The 19,834-nt window shown below is 72.6% G+C and carries 19 protein-coding genes; 11 read left to right on the top strand and 8 right to left on the bottom strand.

The window, feature by feature from the left end:
• Positions 1 to 5: 5 nt before the first annotated feature.
• From ACWFRU_RS39130 to ACWFRU_RS39120, 3 genes are all read right to left on the bottom strand, one after another.
• Positions 6 to 2,129: an MMPL family transporter gene (locus ACWFRU_RS39130; protein ID WP_453693072.1), complete on the bottom strand. Its 2,124-nt coding sequence runs from the start codon at positions 2,127 to 2,129 to the stop codon at positions 6 to 8.
• 239 nt (positions 2,130 to 2,368) lie between these two features.
• Positions 2,369 to 2,683 (bottom strand): hypothetical protein, encoded by a 315-nt coding sequence (locus ACWFRU_RS39125; RefSeq protein WP_363207335.1) that lies wholly within the window; start codon positions 2,681 to 2,683, stop codon positions 2,369 to 2,371.
• Positions 2,680 to 3,063 carry an ArsR/SmtB family transcription factor gene (locus ACWFRU_RS39120; protein WP_453693070.1) on the bottom strand — a complete coding sequence of 128 codons (384 nt, stop codon included), beginning with the start codon at positions 3,061 to 3,063 and terminating at the stop codon, positions 2,680 to 2,682. The genes ACWFRU_RS39125 and ACWFRU_RS39120 overlap by 4 nt, the downstream gene beginning before the upstream one ends.
• A gap of 193 nt (positions 3,064 to 3,256) precedes the next feature.
• Between ACWFRU_RS39120 and ACWFRU_RS39115 the strand changes: the two genes are divergently transcribed.
• The 9 genes from ACWFRU_RS39115 to ACWFRU_RS39075 all read left to right on the top strand — a co-directional run bounded on the left by ACWFRU_RS39115 (position 3,257) and on the right by ACWFRU_RS39075 (position 11,701).
• Entirely contained in the window at positions 3,257 to 4,438 is a 1,182-nt protein-coding gene (locus ACWFRU_RS39115) for a sensor histidine kinase (protein ID WP_453693068.1), read from the top strand.
• A complete protein-coding gene (locus ACWFRU_RS39110) occupies positions 4,435 to 5,154 on the top strand; it encodes a response regulator transcription factor (RefSeq protein ID WP_453693066.1) in 720 nt (239 codons plus the stop codon). Before ACWFRU_RS39115 ends, ACWFRU_RS39110 begins: the two co-directional genes overlap by 4 nt.
• A 101-nt stretch (positions 5,155 to 5,255) precedes the next feature.
• Complete coding sequence (locus ACWFRU_RS39105) at positions 5,256 to 6,215, top strand: ATP-binding cassette domain-containing protein (RefSeq protein WP_453693064.1); 960 nt, start codon at positions 5,256 to 5,258, stop codon at positions 6,213 to 6,215.
• Positions 6,212 to 7,006: an ABC transporter permease subunit gene (locus ACWFRU_RS39100; protein ID WP_453693062.1), complete on the top strand. Its 795-nt coding sequence runs from the start codon at positions 6,212 to 6,214 to the stop codon at positions 7,004 to 7,006. Before ACWFRU_RS39105 ends, ACWFRU_RS39100 begins: the two co-directional genes overlap by 4 nt.
• A gap of 133 nt (positions 7,007 to 7,139) precedes the next feature.
• Entirely contained in the window at positions 7,140 to 8,483 is a 1,344-nt protein-coding gene (locus ACWFRU_RS39095) for a hemolysin family protein (RefSeq protein WP_453693121.1), read from the top strand.
• Positions 8,480 to 9,502, top strand: coding sequence for a hemolysin family protein (locus ACWFRU_RS39090; protein ID WP_453693060.1), 1,023 nt, complete (start codon positions 8,480 to 8,482; stop codon positions 9,500 to 9,502). Before ACWFRU_RS39095 ends, ACWFRU_RS39090 begins: the two co-directional genes overlap by 4 nt.
• A gap of 133 nt (positions 9,503 to 9,635) precedes the next feature.
• On the top strand, positions 9,636 to 10,043 hold the full coding sequence (locus ACWFRU_RS39085) for a GNAT family N-acetyltransferase (protein WP_453693058.1): 408 nt from the start codon (positions 9,636 to 9,638) through the stop codon (positions 10,041 to 10,043).
• Positions 10,044 to 10,086: 43 nt separating this feature from the next.
• Positions 10,087 to 10,767 (top strand): hypothetical protein, encoded by a 681-nt coding sequence (locus ACWFRU_RS39080; RefSeq protein WP_453693056.1) that lies wholly within the window; start codon positions 10,087 to 10,089, stop codon positions 10,765 to 10,767.
• 97 nt (positions 10,768 to 10,864) lie between these two features.
• Positions 10,865 to 11,701, top strand: coding sequence for a DUF1206 domain-containing protein (locus ACWFRU_RS39075; protein ID WP_453693054.1), 837 nt, complete (start codon positions 10,865 to 10,867; stop codon positions 11,699 to 11,701).
• A gap of 34 nt (positions 11,702 to 11,735) precedes the next feature.
• Here the strand turns inward: ACWFRU_RS39075 and ACWFRU_RS39070 are convergent, their stop codons facing one another.
• Positions 11,736 to 12,332, bottom strand: a complete 597-nt coding sequence (locus ACWFRU_RS39070; RefSeq protein WP_453693052.1) for an MBL fold metallo-hydrolase — start codon at positions 12,330 to 12,332, stop codon at positions 11,736 to 11,738.
• Positions 12,333 to 12,413: 81 nt separating this feature from the next.
• Between ACWFRU_RS39070 and ACWFRU_RS39065 the strand changes: the two genes are divergently transcribed.
• The gene (locus tag ACWFRU_RS39065) at positions 12,414 to 13,379 is read left to right on the top strand and encodes a GlxA family transcriptional regulator (protein ID WP_453693050.1); all 966 of its coding nucleotides are present in this window, start codon (positions 12,414 to 12,416) and stop codon (positions 13,377 to 13,379) included.
• 9 nt (positions 13,380 to 13,388) lie between these two features.
• On the opposite strand, the gene ACWFRU_RS39060 is transcribed toward ACWFRU_RS39065, so the two are convergent.
• The 3 genes from ACWFRU_RS39060 to ACWFRU_RS39050 form a co-directional block, all read right to left on the bottom strand.
• A complete protein-coding gene (locus tag ACWFRU_RS39060) occupies positions 13,389 to 14,177 on the bottom strand; it encodes a VOC family protein (RefSeq protein WP_453693048.1) in 789 nt (262 codons plus the stop codon).
• A gap of 91 nt (positions 14,178 to 14,268) precedes the next feature.
• Entirely contained in the window at positions 14,269 to 15,900 is a 1,632-nt protein-coding gene (locus ACWFRU_RS39055) for a sigma-70 family RNA polymerase sigma factor (protein WP_453693046.1), read from the bottom strand.
• Positions 15,901 to 16,141: 241 nt separating this feature from the next.
• Positions 16,142 to 17,020 (bottom strand): alpha/beta fold hydrolase, encoded by an 879-nt coding sequence (locus ACWFRU_RS39050; protein WP_453693044.1) that lies wholly within the window; start codon positions 17,018 to 17,020, stop codon positions 16,142 to 16,144.
• A 127-nt stretch (positions 17,021 to 17,147) separates the two neighbouring features.
• Here ACWFRU_RS39050 and ACWFRU_RS39045 point away from each other — a divergent pair, with 127 nt between their 5' ends.
• Complete coding sequence (locus ACWFRU_RS39045) at positions 17,148 to 19,103, top strand: BTAD domain-containing putative transcriptional regulator (protein ID WP_453693119.1); 1,956 nt, start codon at positions 17,148 to 17,150, stop codon at positions 19,101 to 19,103.
• A 42-nt stretch (positions 19,104 to 19,145) separates the two neighbouring features.
• Here the strand turns inward: ACWFRU_RS39045 and ACWFRU_RS39040 are convergent, their stop codons facing one another.
• The gene (locus ACWFRU_RS39040) at positions 19,146 to 19,649 is read right to left on the bottom strand and encodes a MarR family winged helix-turn-helix transcriptional regulator (RefSeq protein WP_453693042.1); all 504 of its coding nucleotides are present in this window, start codon (positions 19,647 to 19,649) and stop codon (positions 19,146 to 19,148) included.
• Positions 19,650 to 19,834 lie beyond the last annotated feature (185 nt).

Below are 19,834 nucleotides of genomic sequence, written 5' to 3'. Positions count from 1 at the left end.
GGCCGTCAGGCAGGTTCCCGTGTCGCGTCCGCGGTGGCGTGCGTGGCGCGGGACGGTCCCGCGTCGTCCTCGTGGCGGCGCGGGTCGTGGAAGAGGCGGCCCGGCCACCAGAACCAGCGGCCCAGGTCCAGGGCCAGGGCGGGCACCAGGACCGTACGCACGAGGAAGGTGTCCAGCAGGACGCCGATGCCGACGAGCACTCCCATCTGCGCCATCGTCACCAGGGGCAGGCCGGCGAAGACCGCGAACGTCGCGGCCAGCACGATGCCCGCCGAGGTGATCACCCCGCCCGTGCTGGTCAGGCCCTCCAGGACGCCTCGTGTGTGGCCCAGGCGTGCGGCTTCCTCCTTGACGCGGTGCATCAGGAAGATGTTGTAGTCGATGCCGAGCGCGACCAGGAAGACGAAGCCCATCAAGGGGATCGACCAGTCGACGCCCGCGAAGCCGAGCACGCTCTCGAAGAGCACGTTCGACGCGCCGAGGGCCGCGAAGAAGGACAGGACCACCGTCGCCAGGAGGAGGAGCGGGGCGACCAGCGAGCGCAGCAGCCAGATCAGTACGCCGAGGACGACCAGGAGGACGATCGGGATGACCGTCCGCAGGTCGCGGTCAGCGGCACGCCGGGTGTCCAGGGTCTGCGCCGTCGTGCCGCCGACCAGGGCGTCCGCGCCGTCGACCTCGTGCACGGCGTCCCGGAGCCTGTCCACGGTGTCCTTGGCGGACTGGCTGTCCGGGGTGTCCTTCAATACCACCGCCAACTGCGTGAGTTGGGCGTCTCGGGAGCGGTCGCCCGTCTCCACCCGGGCGACCCCCTCCACCCCAGAAGCGGCCGAGCGGACCCGTGCGGCCTGCCCCGTGTTCGTGACGATCTTCGCGGGGTCCGACGCGCCCGACGGATAGTGGGCGGAGATCTTCTCCTGGGCGACGACCGACTCGGGCTTGTCCTGGAACATCTCGGACTGCGTGAGGCCCAGGTTGATGCCGAAGGCGCTGAGCGCGAGGACTCCGGTGACGGCGACGGACATCATCCACGCCCACCGCGGGCGCCCGGCGACGGCGGCGCCGATGCGCGACCAGACCGTACGTTCCTTGCGCGCGGGCGTGCCGTGCCGCGGCACGAACGGCCAGAAGACCCAGCGGCCCGCGACCACCAGCAGCGCGGGCAGCACGGTGAGCATCGCGAGCAGCGCGCAGATCACACCGACGGCGCCGACCAGGCCGAGGGAGCGCGAGGAGTTGATGTCGGCGAAGGCCAGGCAGGCGAGCCCGACCGCGATGGTCCCGGCCGACGCGAGGATCGCGGGGCCCGAGCGGCGCAGTGCGGTGCCCATCGCCTGGTGCCGGTCCTCCTGGCGGTGCAGTTCCTCGCGGTAGCGGGCGATGAGCAGCAGGGCGTAATCGGTGCCGACGCCGAAGACGAGCACCATCAGGACGCCCGCGCTCTGCGGGTCCACGGGCAGATCCGCGTACTTGGCGAGGAGGTACGTGCCGACCTGGGTGAGCACGGCGGCGAAGCCGACGGAGATCAGCGGGAACAGCCACAGGACCGGGCTGCGGTAGGTGATCAGGAGCAGCACGGCGACGACGACGCCGGTGGCGATCATCAGCGTCGAGTCGAGGGTGTCGAAGACGGCGACCTGATCGGTCAGGGAGGCCGCGGGCCCGCCGACCTCGACGTCCACGCCCGGCGGCGCGTTGGCTCCGGCGATCTCGCGCAGCTCGTCGACCTTGTCGGTCAGGCCGTCGTCATCAGCGGACATCGGGACCATGACGAGCTGGGCCCTGCCGTCGTCCGAGGGGACCGGCCGTGAGACGCGCTCGCCCTTGGCGGTGAACTCCGCGAAGGCGGCCCGGTCGGCGGCGGCCACCCCTTCATCGGCGCCCCGGCCTGTGTAGACGACGACGGCGGGCATGAGTGTGTCGTCGCGGAACTTCTCCAGCTCGGTGTTGACCTGAGCGGACTCGGCGCCGCGCGGCAGGAAGGCGTTCGCGCTGGTGTCCTCGACGTCGCCGAGTTTCCCGGCCAGCGGGCCGAGGGCCACCGCGAGGATCAGCCAGGCGGCGAGGACGAGCCATTTGGCGCGCCGGTCCGATGGTGCGGCGGCGACGCGCCGGAGCAGCGGACGCATGAGTAGTCTCCTTCGTGTGTGGAGCGCGCCGCCGGTCGGTGACCGGCACAGGGCGCACGGGGCCCGCACCACGGCGCTGTAGGTGTGACGACCTGCCGTGGCGTACGGGTGGGTGTGAGAGTCCGGGCCGCTCGGGCCCGGGGCGCGTGCCGCGTCGCACGGCCGGGAGTTGCAGCTCCCGGCCGTGCAGGAGCACACGGTCGCTCTTCGGACTTCCGTGTCTTGCCGGCCTCTTGCGGCTACTCGATCTCGCGCATCATCTTCTCCATGGAGCCGACGGAGTGGCGGGTCTGCGCCAGCTCCTCCCGGGTCTGCCTCATCTCCTCGATGGAGCGCCGGTGCAGTTCGACGTTGTCCTCGAGGAGTTGCGCGTACTTCGAGGCCAGCGCCTTGTACTGCTCCTCGCGGGCGGCGAGCATCCGGGCCCGCCAGGTGGCGGCGACCTGCCAGACGATCACGATGAGCAGAAGGAAGAAGCCGGCCGCGCCGACGCCCCCGACCCATGCGCCCACGGCGTCGCCCCCGTCCGCGAGCGTCACCAGTTGTCCGTTCACTTCGCTTCCTCTTTCGTGGGTGCCGCGGATCCCGTGGTCTCCGCGGTGTCTTTGGGGCGGGTGTCGGAGAGGGTCCGGACCGCCCTGGCGAACAGCTGCGGCGTCAACTCGTAGAGAAATGGCGCCACTTCGAAGTACTTCATGGACTTGCCGTCCTCGGCGACCTCCAGCGACCCGATGACGAGGCCGGCGGCCTCGAGCAGCTTCAGGTGCATGTGCAGCAGCGGACGGCCCATGCCAATCTCGCGGGCGAGCGCGCTGACGTAGTTACGGCGCTCGGTGAGCGCCGCGACGATCCGCATGCGGTGCGGATTGCCCAGCGCGCTGAGCGCCTTCAGCAGTTCGTCGCCCGTCGGTTCCGGGGTCGGGACCTCGGCCATCGCGGCCTCTCTTTCGTGCCTGTCAAGAAAAGCTGACACGAGGTCCAGCCACCTGTCAAAGATTCCTGACACATCTCAGGGTTAGATCGGGGTCGTCACTGGGGGACGTCTCGGGGGTGCTCTCAGGGGCGTGTACCGGGCCTACTCCCTGTGTCGTACGCGCCCTGCGCGCGCGGCTCCTATCGTGAGTGTCGTGACCACCGCCTTCCGCTCCTGGCAGCGGCGCCTCCCGTGGCCTCTGCCCCCGCACCTCACCGACCCGGCCGTAGCCGCGGTCGTCGCGGTTCTCACGGGTCTGGACGCGGCGGTCAACGACTCCGGCCACCGGCAGGCCGACTGGCTGACCTGGCTGCTGTTCGCCGTGTCCGTCGCGGCCCTCTTGGTGCGCAGCCGGTGGCCCGTCGCCGTCACCGTCATCACCGGGGCGGCCTGCGCGGGCTGGGCGCTGTACGGGCACATCGGGGAACTGCTCAATCTGCCGGTGATGGTCGCGCTGTACGCCCTCGCCGTACGGGGTGACCGGCGCCGCACGCTGCGAACTGCCGTCGTCGCCGCCCTCGTGTCGGGGACGGTGTCGGTCATCGCGGGCAAGGACGTGGCACAGCCGCAGGGCGCCCCGCTCCTGGAGATGCTCTGGCCCCTCGTGCCGCTGCTGCTCGGTGAAGTCGTGCGCGGGCGACAGGAGTTGCTGCAGGAGTACGCCGAGCGGGCCGAGCGAGCGGAGGCCGACCGGGAGCGGGAGGCGCGGCGCAAGGTCGACCAGGAGAGGGTGCGCATCGCACGCGAACTGCACGACGTCATCGCCCACACCGTGTCCGCGATGACCGTGCAGGCGGGCCTGGCCCTGGACGCCCTCGACAGCAGACCCGAGGTGGCGCGGACGGCGATGCGGCAGGTGCGGACCTCGGGCAAGGAAGCCGTGCGCGAGCTGCGGACCACGGTGGGGGTACTGCGCGAGGGCCGGCACACGGCCGCCGCCGCCCCGGCTCCCCGCCTCGCGCAACTGGACGAACTGGTGGAGGGGGTGCGCGGCACCGGACCGCGCATTTCCCTGCACACCGACACGGGTGGCCGGGAGCTGCCGCAACTGGTGGAGTTGGCGGCGTACCGCATCGTCCAGGAGGCCCTGACCAACGTGATCAAGCATGCGGACGCCCGGCATGTGGCGGTGTCGGTGGCGGTGGTGGGCGAGGGCCTGGCCGTGGAGATCACCGATGACGGGCCGGAGCGCTCCGTGGACTCGGGTGAGGGCTACGGCCTGATCGGCATGCGCGAGCGGGCCACGACGATGGGCGGCGACCTGGAGGCGGGCCCGCTGCGAGGCGGCGGGTGGCGGGTACGTGCGGTGCTTCCCGTCGAGGGAGGCGCGCGATGAGTGAGGGGACGAGCGAGTGGACGAATGAGACGAGTGAGCGGACGAGCGAGCGGGTCCGGGTGGTCCTTGCCGACGACCAGACCGTCGTCCGTGCCGGTTTCCGCGCCCTGCTGGACCTCACCGACGACCTCGCCGTGGTCGGCGAGGCGGCCGACGGCCTGGCGGCCGTGGAGTTGACCCGCACCACGCGCCCGGACGTCGTCCTGATGGACATCCGCATGCCGCGGGTGGACGGACTCGAAGCCACGCGGCGCATCGTCGCCGACCGCGCCCTCGACGCCGTACGCGTCCTGGTCCTGACCACCTTCGAGACCGACGAGTACGTCTTCGAGGCGCTGCGCGCGGGCGCCGCCGGATTCCTGCTCAAGGACATCGAACCGGACGACCTGCGGACCGCGATCCGCACCGTCGCCGCCGGACAGAGCCTCCTGGCGCCAGGGGTCACACGCCGGGTGATCGAGGAGTTCGCCCGCCTCAAGGCGCCCGAGGCACAGGCGCTACGGCTCCTCGACCCGCTCACCGACCGCGAGCGCGAGGTGCTGGCGCTGGTCGGCCGCGGACTGTCGAACGACGAGATCGGCGCACGGCTCCTCATGTCGCCGCTGACGGCCAAGACGCACGTCAGCCGGTCGATGACCAAGCTCGGAGCGCGGGACAGGGCCCAGTTGGTGGTGCTCGCGTACGAGACGGGCCTGGTGCGCGCGGGCGAAGTCTGAGCCAGCAGCACTGCCCCCCGCCGGTCGGTACTCCGCGGGGAGTAGTCGCCGACTCCCGGCGGCAGATGTCAGGGGCGCCGGGCCTTCGTAGCGTCGACGGCATGATCGAAGCACGGGAACTCACCAAACGGTACGGCGACAAGGCGGCTGTCGACCGGCTCACCTTCAGCGTCCGCCCCGGCCGCGTGACCGGCTTCCTCGGCCCGAACGGCGCCGGGAAATCGACCACCATGCGCATGACCCTCGGCCTCGACGCACCGAGCGGCGGCACGGTCACGGTCAACGGGCGGCGCTACGACCGCCTCACCGCGCCCCTGCGCGAGGTCGGCTCACTTCTGGACGCCAGGTCGGTGCACGGCGGGCGCACCACACGCCGGCACCTCCTCGGCCTGGCCCGCAGCAACGGCATCGGCGCGCGCCGGGTCGACGAGGTGCTCGAGGCAGTGGGCCTCACGGACGTCGCGGGACGGCGGGCCAAGGGGCTCTCCCTGGGCATGGGCCAGCGCCTGGGCATCGCGGCCGCGCTGCTCGGCGACCCCGGCGTACTCATCCTCGACGAGCCGGTGAACGGCCTGGACACCGAGGGCATCCGCTGGATACGCGACCTGCTCAAGTCCCTTGCCGCGGAGGGCAGGACGGTGTTCCTCTCCAGTCATCTCATGAGCGAGATGGAACTGACCGCCGACCACCTCATCGTGATCGGCCGGGGGCGCCTCCTCGCGGACACGGACATGCGGGACTTCATCGAGACCAACTCCCAGGGCGCCACCCTGCTGCGTACGCCCGACTCCGAGGCGCAGCGGATGCGTGCCCTGCTGGAGACGGCGGGCGCCTCCGTGCGTCTGGACGCGCGGGGCGGCTGGCGGGTGGACGGTCTGAGGTCCGCCGAGATCGGTGAGCTGGCCCGCACGCAGGGCCTGGCCATCCATGAACTCACCCCCGTTTTCTCCTCCTTGGAGGAGGTCTACACCGACATGACGCGGACCTCGGTGGAGTACCGGGGCACGGCGACGGCGACGCGCGAAGCCGCGGCGTCCAAGGGAAAGGAACCGGTCCGATGACGACGACAGCGACGGCGACAGTGACGACGGCAACAGCCCCTCCCGCCCCCGGCTTCCGCGAGGCCCTCGCCTTCGAGTGGACCAAGTTCGCGGGCCTGCGCTCCACGCGCTGGACCCTGCTCGTGACCGGCGCGCTCACCGTCGTCGGCGCGGTGTTCGTCGGTCTGAGCGGCAGCCTGCAGTCCGACGACACGGTGCTCGGCGGCAGCCTCACCCTCAGCGTCGTCTCGCTGATGGTTGCGGGCACGGTGGGCGCGCTGACCATGTGCGGCGAGTACGCGAGCGGCACCATCGCCGCCACCCTCACCGCCGTACCGCGCCGCGGCCGGGTGCTCGCCGCGAAGGCGACGCTGCTGGCCTGCCTGCTGTACGCCACCGGCCTTGTCTCCTGCACGGTGGCCTATCTCCTCGGTGGTGCGGTCCTGGAGGACGGCACGTACGCCCAGGGGGAGCCGATGCCCGCGCTGCTCGGCATCGCGGGGCTCTTCGCGCTCGTCGGTCTCATCGGCCTGGCGGTCGGCACCCTCCTGAAGCACTCGGCCGGGGCGGTCGTCACGGTGGTCGGCGTGCTGCTCCTGCCGTCCCTGTTCGGACCACTGCTCGGCGACCTCCAGCGCTGGGTGGCGGGCGCGACGCCCACCGCCGCCCTGGAGAAGCTCACGCAGACCGCGGACGCGAGCCCGGAGACCGTCGGCAGCCTCGGCGCCTGGCCCTCGCTCGGCCTGGTCGCCGCGTACACCCTGCTGCTTCTGGTGGCGGCCGGGTGGCGCCTGCGCCGAAGGGACGTATGACCGGCACTTTGCGTTTCTTTTACAGTGGGTGTAGAAGTGAGGCGTGCCGGGGTGTCCCGGCCGGCGTGGCGAGCTGCCCCCGTCCCGCCGAGAATGACCGGCACGCCCCTTCGTCGGAACGGAGCCACCGTTGCTGTCCGCCGTCCTCGGTCTGCTCGCCGTCCTCGTCCTGACCGCGGGCACCGGCTACTTCGTCGCGCAGGAGTTCGCGTACGTGGCCGCGGACCGCCTCGCTCTCACCCGTGAGGCGGAAGCGGGCGACAGGCGGGCCGCCCGTGCCGTGCAGGTCCTCGGGCGGCTCTCGTTCATGCTGTCGGGCGCCCAGCTGGGCATCACCGTCACCGGTCTGGTCGTCGGCTTCCTCGCCGAACCGTCCGTGTCCGGACTCCTGAGACCCGCCCTGGACGGCACCGGCCTCTCGGACGGCGTCGTCTCGGCGCTCTCCGTGGTCCTCGGCTTCGTCTTCGCCACGGTCCTCCAGATGGTCCTCGGCGAGCTCGCTCCCAAGAACCTCGCGCTCGCCGTCCCCGAACGGCTCGCGAAGTCCCTCGCCGCCTCCACGCTGGCGTATCTGAGAGTCGTCGGCCCCCTCGTCCGCGTCTTCGACGGCGCGGCCGACCGGCTGCTGCGCCGGATCGGCATCGAGCCCGTCGAGGAGCTGCACCACGGAGCCACGCTCGAAGAGCTCAGCCACCTCATCGGCGAGTCCCACGAGCACGGTCAGCTGCCACGCGAGAGCGCCGAACTCCTCGACCACGCCCTGGAGTTCACCGAGCGCACACTGGACGAGGTGATGGTGCCGCGGGCGGACGTCACGTTCGTGCGCAAGGACGCCACGGCGGACGAGGCCGTGCGGCTCATCGCCCTGCACGGCCACTCGAACTACCCCGTCATGGGCGACCACCCGGACGACGTCGCGGGCGTCCTCGGGGTGCGCGAGCTGATGCGCCTGCCCGCCACCCGCTTCGACCGTGCCACGGCGGGCGGCGAGGCCCGCCGCGCCCTGCTGCTGCCCGACACCCTGCCGCTGCCGGGCGCGGTGGCGCAGATGCGCGAGCGTGACGACGAGTTCGCGGTCGTCCTCGACGAGCACGGGGGAGTGGCGGGCATCGTGACGTACGAGGACATCGCCGAGGAGCTCGTCGGGGACATCGCCGACGAGTCCGACACCGTCGTGGAACTGGCGGTCGCGGACGGCGCGGGCTGGTTCGTCGACGCGGGCCGCCGCCTGGACGAGGTGGCCGCCGCGACCGGCATCGACCTGCCCGAGGAGGACGACTACGACACCGTGGCCGGGCTGATCGTCGACCGGCTCGGCCGCTTCCCGGCCATCGGCGACCGCCTGACCGTGCGGCTGCCCGACGGCGGCCGCGTCGCCGTCGCCGTACTCGGCCTCGATCGCCACGTCCCCGAGCGCGTACGGATCGAGCGTCTGCCGACGGCGGACGCGCCGACCGCCGAGGAGGCCCCGGCATGAGCTTCCCCCTGGCCCTCCTCGTGACCGTCCTGCTGCTGATCGCCAGCGGGTTCTTCGTCGCCGCCGAGTTCGCCCTCGTCGCCGCCAAACGCCACCGCGTGGAACGCGCGGTCGCCGCCGGACAGCGCGGCGCCAAGTCCGCGCTCGCGGGCATGCGGGAACTGTCCCTGATGCTCGCCGGGGCCCAACTCGGCATCACCGTCTGCACCTTGGGCCTCGGCTCGGTCTCCAAGCCCGCCATCTCCCACGCACTCGACCCGCTCCTGGCGAAGCTGGGCCTGCCCGCCGGGCTCAGCTACGGCATCGCCTTCGCGCTCGCCATGATCGTCGTCGTGTTCCTGCACATGGTCGTCGGCGAGATGGCCCCCAAGTCCTGGGCCATCGCCCACCCCGAGCGCTCGGCGATGCTGCTCACCCCGCCCTTCCGGGCCGTGGTCAAGGCCGTGCGCCCGCTGCTCACCGTCCTCAACAAGGTCAGCAACGCGCTCGTACGGCTGTGCAAGGTCACCCCGCGCAACGAGCTCACCTCGGTGCACAACCGCGAGCAACTCGCCCATCTGGTCGAGGAGTCGTGGCGGCTCGGCCTGATCAGCGACGCCGACTCCGGCCTCATCACCACCTCCCTCACCGCGCCACTGACCGCGGTGGGCGACCTGCAGACCGCCGCCGCGCAGATCACGTCCGTCGCGGCCGACGCGAGCATCGACGAGGTGCTTCAGACGGCCGCCGCCAGCGACCGCACCCGCCTCCTCGTCACGGACGGTGCCACCGTCCTCGGCTCGGTGCACGCCCGCGACGCCCTGGTCGCCCGCGCCCGCAGCCGCGCACTGACCGCCCGCGAGCTGGCGCGCCCCGTCCCCGAGCTCGCCGCGGACGACACCGTCGCCCACGCCGTCGAGGAACTGCGCCGCCGCCGCGCCTCGCTCGCCGTGCTCTGCGACGAGTCGGGCCGGCTCACCGGCCTGGTCAGCCTGGACGACCTGCTCGCCCGCCTGATGGAACCACGGCAGCCGGTCTGAGGCCGCCGATGAGCCCCGTCCCGGTACGCCCGCCGCGCCTCTCCCCGGTCCGCCCGAAGCGCCCGTCCTGGCACGAAAAGCCACCCGGTACGGGGATATACGGGGGTCGCTCCCTGTGGCTAGTGTGCCGGCGATGAAGTTCCGAAGACAGCCTCCCCCATGTCCGCGGGCGGTCACCTACCGGTGCGCCCCCGCCACGGTGGCGGCGGGCCGCCAGGTCGTCACGCTCCTCGACGCCGGCGGCCGGGAGATCGGACACCTCGTCCACCAGGTGTGCCACCTGTGCGCCGCCGCCCACGTCAACACCGTCGCGATCGCGGGCCCTTGGCAGGGGCTCGGCCTGGGGCGCGAGGCCCTGCACCGCGCCACGGACCCCTGGCCGGGTTACGCGTGGACCACCTCCCGGCAGTCCGCGGACGGCCGGAAGTTCTTCGCCGCGATGGCGGAGGAGACCGGCATGGACTTCGTGCCGGGATCCGCGGGATGCCCGCACATCGAGGCCCGAGCACGAGAGTCGAGGACCGGGGGAACGTCCCCCTGATGCGCCCGCCGGCCCAGGACCCGCACGCGATAGCGTCACCGCCGTGACGATCAACACCCGTGGGACCACCGCCGACTCCGCCGGGCACCCGGAGGTGACCGCGGGACAAGGGCGCACCGCGCGCCGCGTCGCCGACTGCGTCGTCCTTCTGACGCCGCCCCTGCTGTTCGTGGTGCCCGTACTGCTCATCAGGGCCCGGCTGATCGACGACGGGTTCCTCTTCCTCAACCTGGTCTCGCTCTTCATCAGTGCCCTGGTGGCCGCCTACGCCCACATGGGCTGGCGCGCGCGCCCGTACGACGGTGACCTGCTGTCCGCCCGCACCCTGACCGGGCGGCACACCGTCGACCTCTCCCGGCTCACCAAGGTCGGCCGCCTCGAAGTACCGGGCGAGACCCGAGTCGACGACCGGCTGATCCTCACCGACGCGCACGGCGTGCGGATCGTCCTCGACAAGCTCGCGGGCGGCGACGAGACGGTCGACGCCCTGGTGCGCAAGGCTCTGCTGAGCAGGCCGCCCGGCGCGGGCGTGATCGTGTCGGACCGGGCCGCCGAACGCCTCGACCTGCGGACGGAGGTGCGCCGCCCGCACGGCCGCCTCAAGGCTGGACGCACTATCCGCGAGGGGCTCACCGCGTGGGTTCCCCTGCTGTTGCTGCTCGTGGTCGCGCCTGTGGGCTTCGGTCTGCTGGTGGGCGCTTTCCTGCTCTCCGACCTACGCTGACCTCCCGGGGCCGGAGGCTGTCAGGAATGCCCGGCGGCTGACGGGGGCACTCGGTGACCGGGCGCGTACCGCGCGCAGACGGTTCTGGGAGGACACGATGACGCTGTCTCGAGTGCACATGCGAGGCTGGACCAAGAAGCCCTTGGTCGGACGCTCGGCGGAGAACGAATCGCTGACGGCGGCCGGCCGAGCGGGCTTCGTCGCACGGGGTGTCGTCTACGTCCTCATCGGCGCGCTGGCCCTTCAGATCGCCTTCGGCAGCAGCGATGAAGAGGCCGACCGGCAGGGCGCGTTGGCCCAGGTCCGCGAGCAGCCCTTCGGCGAGGTCATGCTGTGGGCGCTGGTCGTCGGCTTCGGCTGCATGGCTCTGTGGCGGGGCGCCCGCGCGGTGGGAAGGAGGGCGCCCCACCGCAAGGCCCCTTCCCGGGCCCTCGACGGCGGCAGGGCGGTCTTCTACGCCTTCGTCTGCTGGGCGACCGCCTCGTACGCGGCCGGTGGAGGCCAGGGCTCCAGCGGCGACGCCAAGTCGCAGGACTGGACGAAGACCGCGCTGGAACTTCCCTATGGCCGCTACCTGGTGGGCGGCGCGGGCCTCGTGCTGATCGGCGTCGGGGTGGTGCTCGCCGTACGGGCGATGATGCGCCGCTTCCTGAAGCAGCTGGACCTCGGCCGCCTCAAGGGCCGCAAGCGGCAGGTCGTCACCACCCTGGGCGTGACCGGCGGTGTGGCGCGCGGCGCCGTGTTCGCCGCCGCGGGCGTGTTCATCGTGACGGCGGCCGTCCAGTTCGACCCCGACGAGGCCAAGGGCGTGGACGCGACGCTCCGCAGCTTCTCGCACACCCCCGCGGGCCCCTGGCTCCTGGCCGCCGTCGCGGCCGGTCTCGTCCTCTACGGCATCTTCTCCTTCGCCTCCGCGCGCTGGCGTCGGCTCTGAGCCCGGGGCGGGCACCGCGTGCGGCGGACGGGTCCTAGACCGGCGCCGTCTCGTCGGCCTTGAACGCACCGCCGTGGCCCGGCACGATCACGTCGGCGGCGGCGAGGACGCGCAGCCGTGACGTCCGCAGCGTCGTGAGGTCCGGAGACACCGGGTCCTCCACCGGGCCGTTCGGGCGCCACCACAGGTCGCCCACGAACGCGATGGTGCCCTCGGCGGTGCCCGCGAGCAGCGTGATGTCCTCGCGGCTGTGTCCCGGAGTGCGGATCAGCCGCAGGGACGGGGCGAGTTCGTACCCCTCGGCGTCCCGGTCGGTCCACTGGTCGTTCTCGTAGATCGCCTTGTGGTCGTGGACCCGGGCCCGCCCGAACAGGCCCACGTTCATGGTGTTGTCCGGGTGGTGGTGGCTGAGCACCACGTCGGTGATGTCGTCCGGGCCCAGGCCCAACTCCGCGAGCGGGCCCAGGATCCGGTCCCGGCTCGCCACCATGCCCGGGTCGACGATCACATGCCGGTCGGCGTCGCGTACGTAGGAGACCGTGGCGGCGACTCCGGGGCCGGTGGAGCCCGTGTAGCCGGTGGTCAGGATCGTGTAGCCGGCGCTCTGGCCGAGCGGTGCGTCTGTCGTCATGCCGATGAGTCTTCCGGCCGGACGGCCGGGCGACGAGTGGCCCTTCTGCCACCGATCGCAGGAAACGTGCCACACTCCCGTATGCCGCCTTTCGTGACCATCGCCGCCTACGCCCCGACGGGCGTCGGCATCCTCGGCGCCGGCATCGTCTCCGAGGTGTTCGACGAGCGGGGCCCCGGTCTGCCCCGCTTCGACTTCGCCCTGTGCACCGACCGGCCCGGGCAGGTCCGCAGCGACGCGGGGGTGCCGATCCTGGTGGAGCACGGCCTCGACAGGATCGCCGCCGCCGACCTCGTGATCGCCCTGCCCTGGGCCGACTTCCGTACGCTGCCCGCGCCCGCCGTCCTCGACGCGTTCACCGCGGCCCACGAGCGGGGCGGCCTGGTCGCGGGGCACTGCGTGGGGGCGTTCGCCCTGGCCGCGGCGGGGCTGCTCGACGGGCGGCGCGCGACCACCCACTGGCGGTTCGCGGAGCTCCTCGCGGAGCGGTATCCGCACGTCACGGTGGAGCCCGAGGCCCTCTACATCGACGAGGGACAGGTCGTCACGGGCGCGGGAGCGGCCGCGGGCTTCGACCTCAGCCTGCATCTGCTCAGACGGGAGTACGGCGCGGCGACGGCCAACACCATCGCCCGGGACCTCGTCCTGCCCTCCCACCGCGACGGCGGCCAGGCCCAGTACCTCGCCGCTCCCGTCCCCGAGGACTGCGGGGACGACCGGCTCGCCGAGGTGCTCGACTGGGCCCGCGCGCATCTGCACGAGCCGCTGCCGGTCGCCGAGCTGGCCCGCCGCGCACTAATGAGCAGACGTTCGTTCGCCCGCCGCTTCTCGGCGGCGACCGGCACCACCCCGCACGCCTGGCTGGTCAACCTGCGACTGAGCAGCGCGGAGGAACTCCTGGAGACCACCGACCTGCCGGTGGAGGAGATCGCCCACCGGGTCGGTTACGGCAGCGCGGCGGTCCTGCGCGAGCAGTTCGTACGCCGCAGGGGCGTGCCCCCGCGGTCCTACCGCCGCGCGTTCACGCGGGCGCCGGAGCCCTTCTGACGGATCTCCTCAGGAGAACGAGGGCATCTCGCCCTCCGTGGTCGTCAGGTCGATGACGCTGAAGACGGCGCCCTGCTGGTCGGCGACCGTGGCGAAGCGGCCGAAGGGGCTGTCCATCGGGCCGAAGAACAGGCGGCCGCCGAGCTTGGTGACGGTCGCGATCGCGGCGTCGCAGTTGTCCACGGCGAAGTGCACGTTGATGAACGGATCCACGTCCGGCGGGAAGTCCTCGGTCATCTTCAGCCTGCCGAGCACGGGCTCTCCTTCGATCTCCAGGACGCTGAAGTCGACGTCGTCGACGTCCATCCGCTTCATCCCGAAGGGGAAGACGGCGGGCAGGAACGCGTCCGTCGCCGCCGGGTCCCGCGTGGTGAGCTCCGCCCAGCAGTACGCGCCCGCCTCGCCGGTCTTCTCGAAGCCCTGGTGAGAGCCGGGCTGCCAGACGCTCAGGTACGCGCCGCTCGGCTCCCGCGCCACCGCCATGGTGCCGAACTCGCCGACCTGCGTCGGCTCCACGGCGAGGGTCCCGCCGTTGTCACGGATTCTGGCGGCCGTCGCCGCGGCGTCGGGCGAGGCGAAGTAAAGGTTCCACGCGGCGGGCCCCTCCACCCCCTGCATCTGCGGGACGACGGCCGCCACGGCCCTGCCGTCCGAGCGGGCCTGCGTGTAGCCGCCGTGCTCCTCCGAGGCGGAGTCGAACGTCCAGCCGAGCAGCTCGCCGTAGAAGCTCTTCGCGGCCGTCACGTCGGGGAACATCGCGTCCGCCCAACAGGGTGTGCCTTCCGGGTACGCCGTCATCGCGAGGCCTCCAGTTCCGGCGGTTCCTGTTGTTCACGCTATGCGAGCGAGGGCGCCCGCGCCCGTCGAAACCCCGGCCCCGCGGGCCCGGCTACCGCGCGCCGAAGTTCTGCGTCCACCAGGGTCCGCCGCTGCCCTCGCGGTAGCCGACGCCGATCTCCTTGAAGGAGCAGTTGAGGATGTTGGCGCGGTGGCCGGAGCTGTTCATCCAGGCGTCCATCACGGCGGCCGGGGTGCGCTGGCCCGCGGCGATGTTCTCGCCGTAGGTGCTCCACTTGTAGCCGGCGGCCGTGACCCGGTCGCCGGGGTCCTTGCCGTCGGGGTTCGTGTGGTCGAAGAAGTCGCGCTCCGCCATGTCGTCGGAGTGGCCCTGCGCCGCGTCGTCCAGCTTGCTGTTCAGGGTCAGCGGGCCGCAGCCGCTCTTGGCGCGCTCGGCGTTGGCGAGCCGGGTGACCTGCTCGCCGTACGAGTTGCCCGCCGGGGCCTGCGGGGCCTGGGGCGGGGTGCTGGTACGGGTGGGCTTCGGGGTGCTCGCCCTGGGCTTCGGCGCCTTGGTCTTCTTCGAGGGCGAGGCCTTGGGGGACGGCTTCTTCGAGCGGCTGGGGGAGGCGGAGGGGGACTTGCTCGGCTTGGCGGCCTTGGTGGACGGAGCCGCCGGGGAGGGCGGCTGCGAGGCGGTCAGGGGCTGCGCCTCGGTCTTCTTGTCGTCCGAGGGGCGCGTGGCCGAGTAGATGACCCCGGTCGCGACGACGAGCACGGCGACCCCCGCGGCCACGGTCCGGCCCTTGCGCGGCGTCCGGTGGCGCTTGGCGGCATGTCTCGCCGGGGCGCTCCGGGAGCCGGATATCTCGTACGTGTTGCCGCCCGTGGAGTGCGCGTCGGGCGATATGTGCGGTGAGTCGGCCGACGGGTGGTGGGCGTGGCCGGCGCTCACCGCGCGTATCGCACCGGGGGCGGCGAGCGCGGCGGACAGCGGCACCAGGGCGAGGCCCACCAGGAGCCGCTCGGCGAGCACCATGCCCGCGCCGTGGCCCGAGCACATCGGGCAGTCGCGGACGTGCCGGGCCAGGCGCTTGCGCCAGAGGGCGGACGGCGTGCCGTCCCACGGGGCCACCACTTCGCTCAGGTACACGCACCGGGGGTCCGCGGCGAGCGCGCGGACCACGATCCGGGCCGTCTCCAGCTGCGTCTTCATCCGCTGCACCCGCACCGTGGCGTGCTGCGTGGGCAGCTCCATGGCCGCCGCCACCTCCGGCCGGGTCAACTCCCCGGAGACCTCGAGCCACCACAGCGAGAGGAGCGCGCGGTCGTCGGTGTCCAGCCAGCGGGTCGCCTCGGCCACCTCCTTGCGCTGCCCCACCAGACCGAGCCGGATGATCGTCAGGTCGACGAAGTCGGCGCCGGGGTCCGCGACGTCGTGCGCCTCGTGGAGCGGGCTCGGGCTCTTCTGGCCGGACGCGCGCTGAACCCAGTGCCTGCGGATCTCGTTCATGGTGATGGCCACGAGCCAGGACCGGAAGCTCGCCGGATCGCGGAGCGACGCCAGGCCGGCGAGCGCGCGCAGCATGGTCTCCTGCACGACGTCGTCGACGTCGGCGTGGCCGTCGAGCGCCCGCCCGACGATGTTGTAGACCAGCGGCAGGTATCCGGCCACCAGCTCGTCCTGCGCCTGCTGGTCCCCGGTCTGCGCCGCCGTCACCAGAGGATCGTGTTCACCGATCATGGACTGCCTCACTCGCTTTCATCGTCGGCACGTTTGGCCTTACACCTGGGAGATCGCGTGAGCGTACGGAGATAACAGAAATCCGCGAACAGATATCCGGGCCGAGTCGGTGAGCATACGCACCCGGTGGCCGGACGAGGGCACGCATGGCCTTTCGTCCGGCATACCGGACATCTGCCGCTCACGCACCGTTCGATGGGCTGAACGCGGCCATGAGGCCGGGTCGGCGCGGGACGAGGGTTCAGCGCGCCAGGAGGTCCCGCAGTGCACCGGCGATCTCGTCCGGTGCCTCCTCGGCCATGAAGTGGCCGCAGGTCACCGGGGTGTGCCGCAGGTCCGGCGCCCAGGCACCCCACAGGGCCGCCGCGTCGAAGCCGAGCGCGGCGCCCCAGTCCTGCTGGAGCACGGCGACGGGCATCTTGAGCGTGCTGCCGCTGTCCCGGTCGGCGCGGTCGTGGTCGACGTCCACACCTGCCGAAGCGCGGTAGTCGGCCACGATCGAGGGCACCGCCGCGCGGCAGGCGTCCAGATAGGCGGCGCGTACGTCGGCGGGGATCGCCTCTGGATCATTCGTCCAGATGTCGAGGAAGTGACCGAAGAACGCGTCCGGGGCGGCGGCGATCAACTGCTCCGGCAGACCCGGGGGTTGGGCCATCAGATACAGGTGGAAGCCGACGGCGGCGGTGACGCCGTGCATCACCTCCCACATGTCCAGGGTGGGCAGCACGTCGAGACAGGCCAGGTGCGTGACCGTGCCCGGGTGGTCGAGACCGGCGCGGAAGGCGACCAGGGCACCCCGGTCGTGCCCGGCCAGCGCGAACCGCTCGTGGCCGAGGGCACGGGCCACGGCGACGACGTCGGCCGCCATGGTGCGCTTGGAGTACACGGTGCCGTCGGTCTCCGCGGGTTTGTCGCTCGCCCCGTAGCCGCGCAGGTCGGGGCAGATCACCGTGTGGTCCGCGGCGAGGTCGGCGGCGACGTGCCGCCACATCAGATGGGTCTGCGGGAAACCGTGCAGCAGCACCAGCGGCGGCCCCGAGCCGCCGACGGCCACGTTCAGGGCGACGCCCTCTTGGACGGGCACACGGTGGTAGCCGAAGTTCTCGATGGGAGGGGTCATGGTCGCGGTCCTTCGCGGTGGCGGAACAAGTGCTCCCGAGCCTGCCGGGCGCCGATGAGCATCCGATGAGCGCGCTACCGTGACCAGGGGCGATGCCCACGAGAACGGGTGGAAGGGCTGGTCAGGCGTGCAGGTCACATTCGGGGTGCTCGGGCCGGTGGCGGCCTGGGACGGCACCGGGGGAGCCGTCGCGCTGAAGGGTCCGCGGCACCGCGCGGTGCTCGCCCGGCTGATCACCGCACGCCGCCGCGTCGTCCCGGTCGCCCGCCTGGTCGACGACCTGTGGCAGGACCCGCCCCAGGACGCGGTCGGGACCGTACGCACCTTCGTCGCCGCACTGCGCCGGGCCCTGGAACCCGGGCGCCCGCCCCGCACGCCCGCCCGGCTCCTCGTCACCGAGGGCCCCGGGTACGCCCTGCGTGCCGAGCCCGCCGCCGTGGACGCCTGGCGCTTCGAGCAGGCGGTGAGCGACGCGGCGAACCTGCCGCCGGGCCAGGCCGTCGACCGCCTGACGGAGGCGCTCGGGTGGTGGCGCGGCCCCGCCTACGCCGAGTTCACCGACGAGGCCTGGGCCCGCGCCGAGCGCTCCCGCCTGGGCGAGCTGCGCCTGCACGCCATCGAACGCCGGGCCGCGGCACGGCTCGACCTGGGACGTGCCGCCGACGCGGTGCCCGACCTCGACGCGCACGTGGCGGAGCATCCGTGGCGCGAGGACGCCTGGCGGCTCCTCGCCCTCGCGCTCTACCGCACCGGCCGCCAGGGCGACGCGCTCGCGGTCCTGCGCCGGGCCCGCGCGCTCCTGGTCGAGCAACTGGGCGTGGACCCCGGCCCCGCGCTGCGCCGCCTGGAGGCGGACATCCTCGGCCAGGCCCGCCACCTCGATCCCGAGCCGTCCCGGGCCGCCGGGGCGGCGGAAGAGGTGTGGGCGCGGGCCACCACCGCCTACGACCGGACCGTGGCGTCCGGCGCCCGCGCCAGGCTGGACTCGACGGTGAGCCTGCTGCGCAACCTGGCGGTCACCGGGGGCGGCGGCCTCGAAGCGGCCCGCGAGCACCGCATGGCGGCCGTCGAGGCGGCGGAGGAACTGGGCGACGCGGAACTCACCGCCCGCGTGATCGGCGCGTACGACGTCCCGGCGATCTGGACCCGCGTCGACGACCCGCGCCAGGCCGCGCAGGTCGTCGCGGCGGCCGAACGCACCCTGGCCGCGCTCCGGCCCGACGCGCACCCGGCGGCGCGGGCCCGCTTGCTCGCCACGATCGCCCTGGAGTCACGCGGCACCAGGTCGGCGCGCGGACCCCAGGCCGCCCGCCAGGCCGAGGAGATCGCCCGCCGCCTCGACGACCCCGGACTCCTCGCGTTCGCCCTCAACGGCCTGTTCATGCAGAGCTTCCACCGCACGGGCCTTGCCGCACACCGGGACGCGATCGGCGCCGAACTCGTCGCCCTGTCCACCCGGCACGGGCTCGCCACCTACGAGGTCCTCGGCCACCTCATCCGGCTCCAGGCCCGCAGCGCGCTCGCGGACTTCCCGGGCGCCGACGGCCACGCGGCGGCAGCCGACCTCCTGGCGGAGCGTCATGAACTGCCGCTGGTAGGGGTGTTCACCCAGTGGTACGCGGCGCTGCGGCTCGCCGCGACAGGTCAGACCCCGGCAGCCGAGGCCGCCTACCGGGAGGCCGCCGGGCGACTGCACGGCTCGGGCATGCCGGGCCTGGAGCACGGACTGCTGCCGCTGGCGCTGCTGACCCTGGACCGGGGGCAGGACGCGGGCACCGTCTGGGGCCCGTACGAACCCTGGGCCCGCCCCCTTGTGCTGCTGTCCCAGGACCGTCGCGGCGAGGCGGCCGAGGCGCTGCGCCACATCCCGGACCCACCCCGCGACCTGCTGCAGGAAGCCCTGTGGTGCCTGGCAGGACGAGCGGCGATCGCCCTGGCCGACAGGGAAACGGTGGAACGCGCCCACACCGAACTCACCCCAGCCGCAGGCGAGTTGGCGGGAGCGGGCAGCGGCCTGCTCACACTGGGGCCGGTCGCACGGCACCTCGACGACCTGGCCTCGGCTCTCCGCCGTCTCGGGTGAACGCTCAGGCAGGGAGCGACCGACGCCGCTGCCCCTACGACCTCAAGAACCCTGCGCGCCTTGCACGTTGGCCACCATCGCGCGGAGTACCTTCAGCGCGGCCACATACTCCTCGTCGCTGATCCCCTCGTGCACCACGGCGCGCAGCTCGGTCATCACCTCGCGCAGCCGGAGCCTGGCCGCGTCGCCCGCGTCGGTGAGATACAGGCGCTGCCCCTCGTCGGCCCTGAGCCAGCCGCGGTGCAGCAACTGGTCGACGACGCGCGAGATGTCGTACGGCCCGTCCGCGAGCGGGGTGAGCTGGCCGGCCACTTCCTCGCGACTCGGCGCTGTGGGACCGCCGTTGACGCGGTTGAGCACCCAGTACTGGGGCTGGGTGACATCTATCCGGGCCAGCGCGTCGCGCAGATGCCGGGTCACCGCGTCGTGGGCCAGGCCGCTCCAGTAGCCGATGGGCTGAGTGGCGAGCATGTCGTCGGTGGCGGCGGGATCGGCGGGGGCCTGGTCGGTGGTGGGACCGCTGGTGTCGCTGTTCGACGGAGTCATGATCGCGAGGCTATCCCGGCACAGGGGCCGCACAGAGCTCGGCCCGGCGGCGCGGGCTCCGCGCGGCCGGGCCGAGGTTTGAACAGGCTTAGCCCTTGCGGGTGTTGATCTCTTCGGTGAGGGCGGGGACGACGTCGAAGAGGTCGCCGACCACGCCGTAGTCGACCAGGTCGAAGATGGGGGCC

The sequence above is a fragment of the Streptomyces sp. NPDC055099 genome (assembly GCF_053607685.1).
The sequence above is the reverse complement of the archived record's forward strand: the minus strand, read 5'-3'. Positions and strand labels throughout refer to the sequence as shown.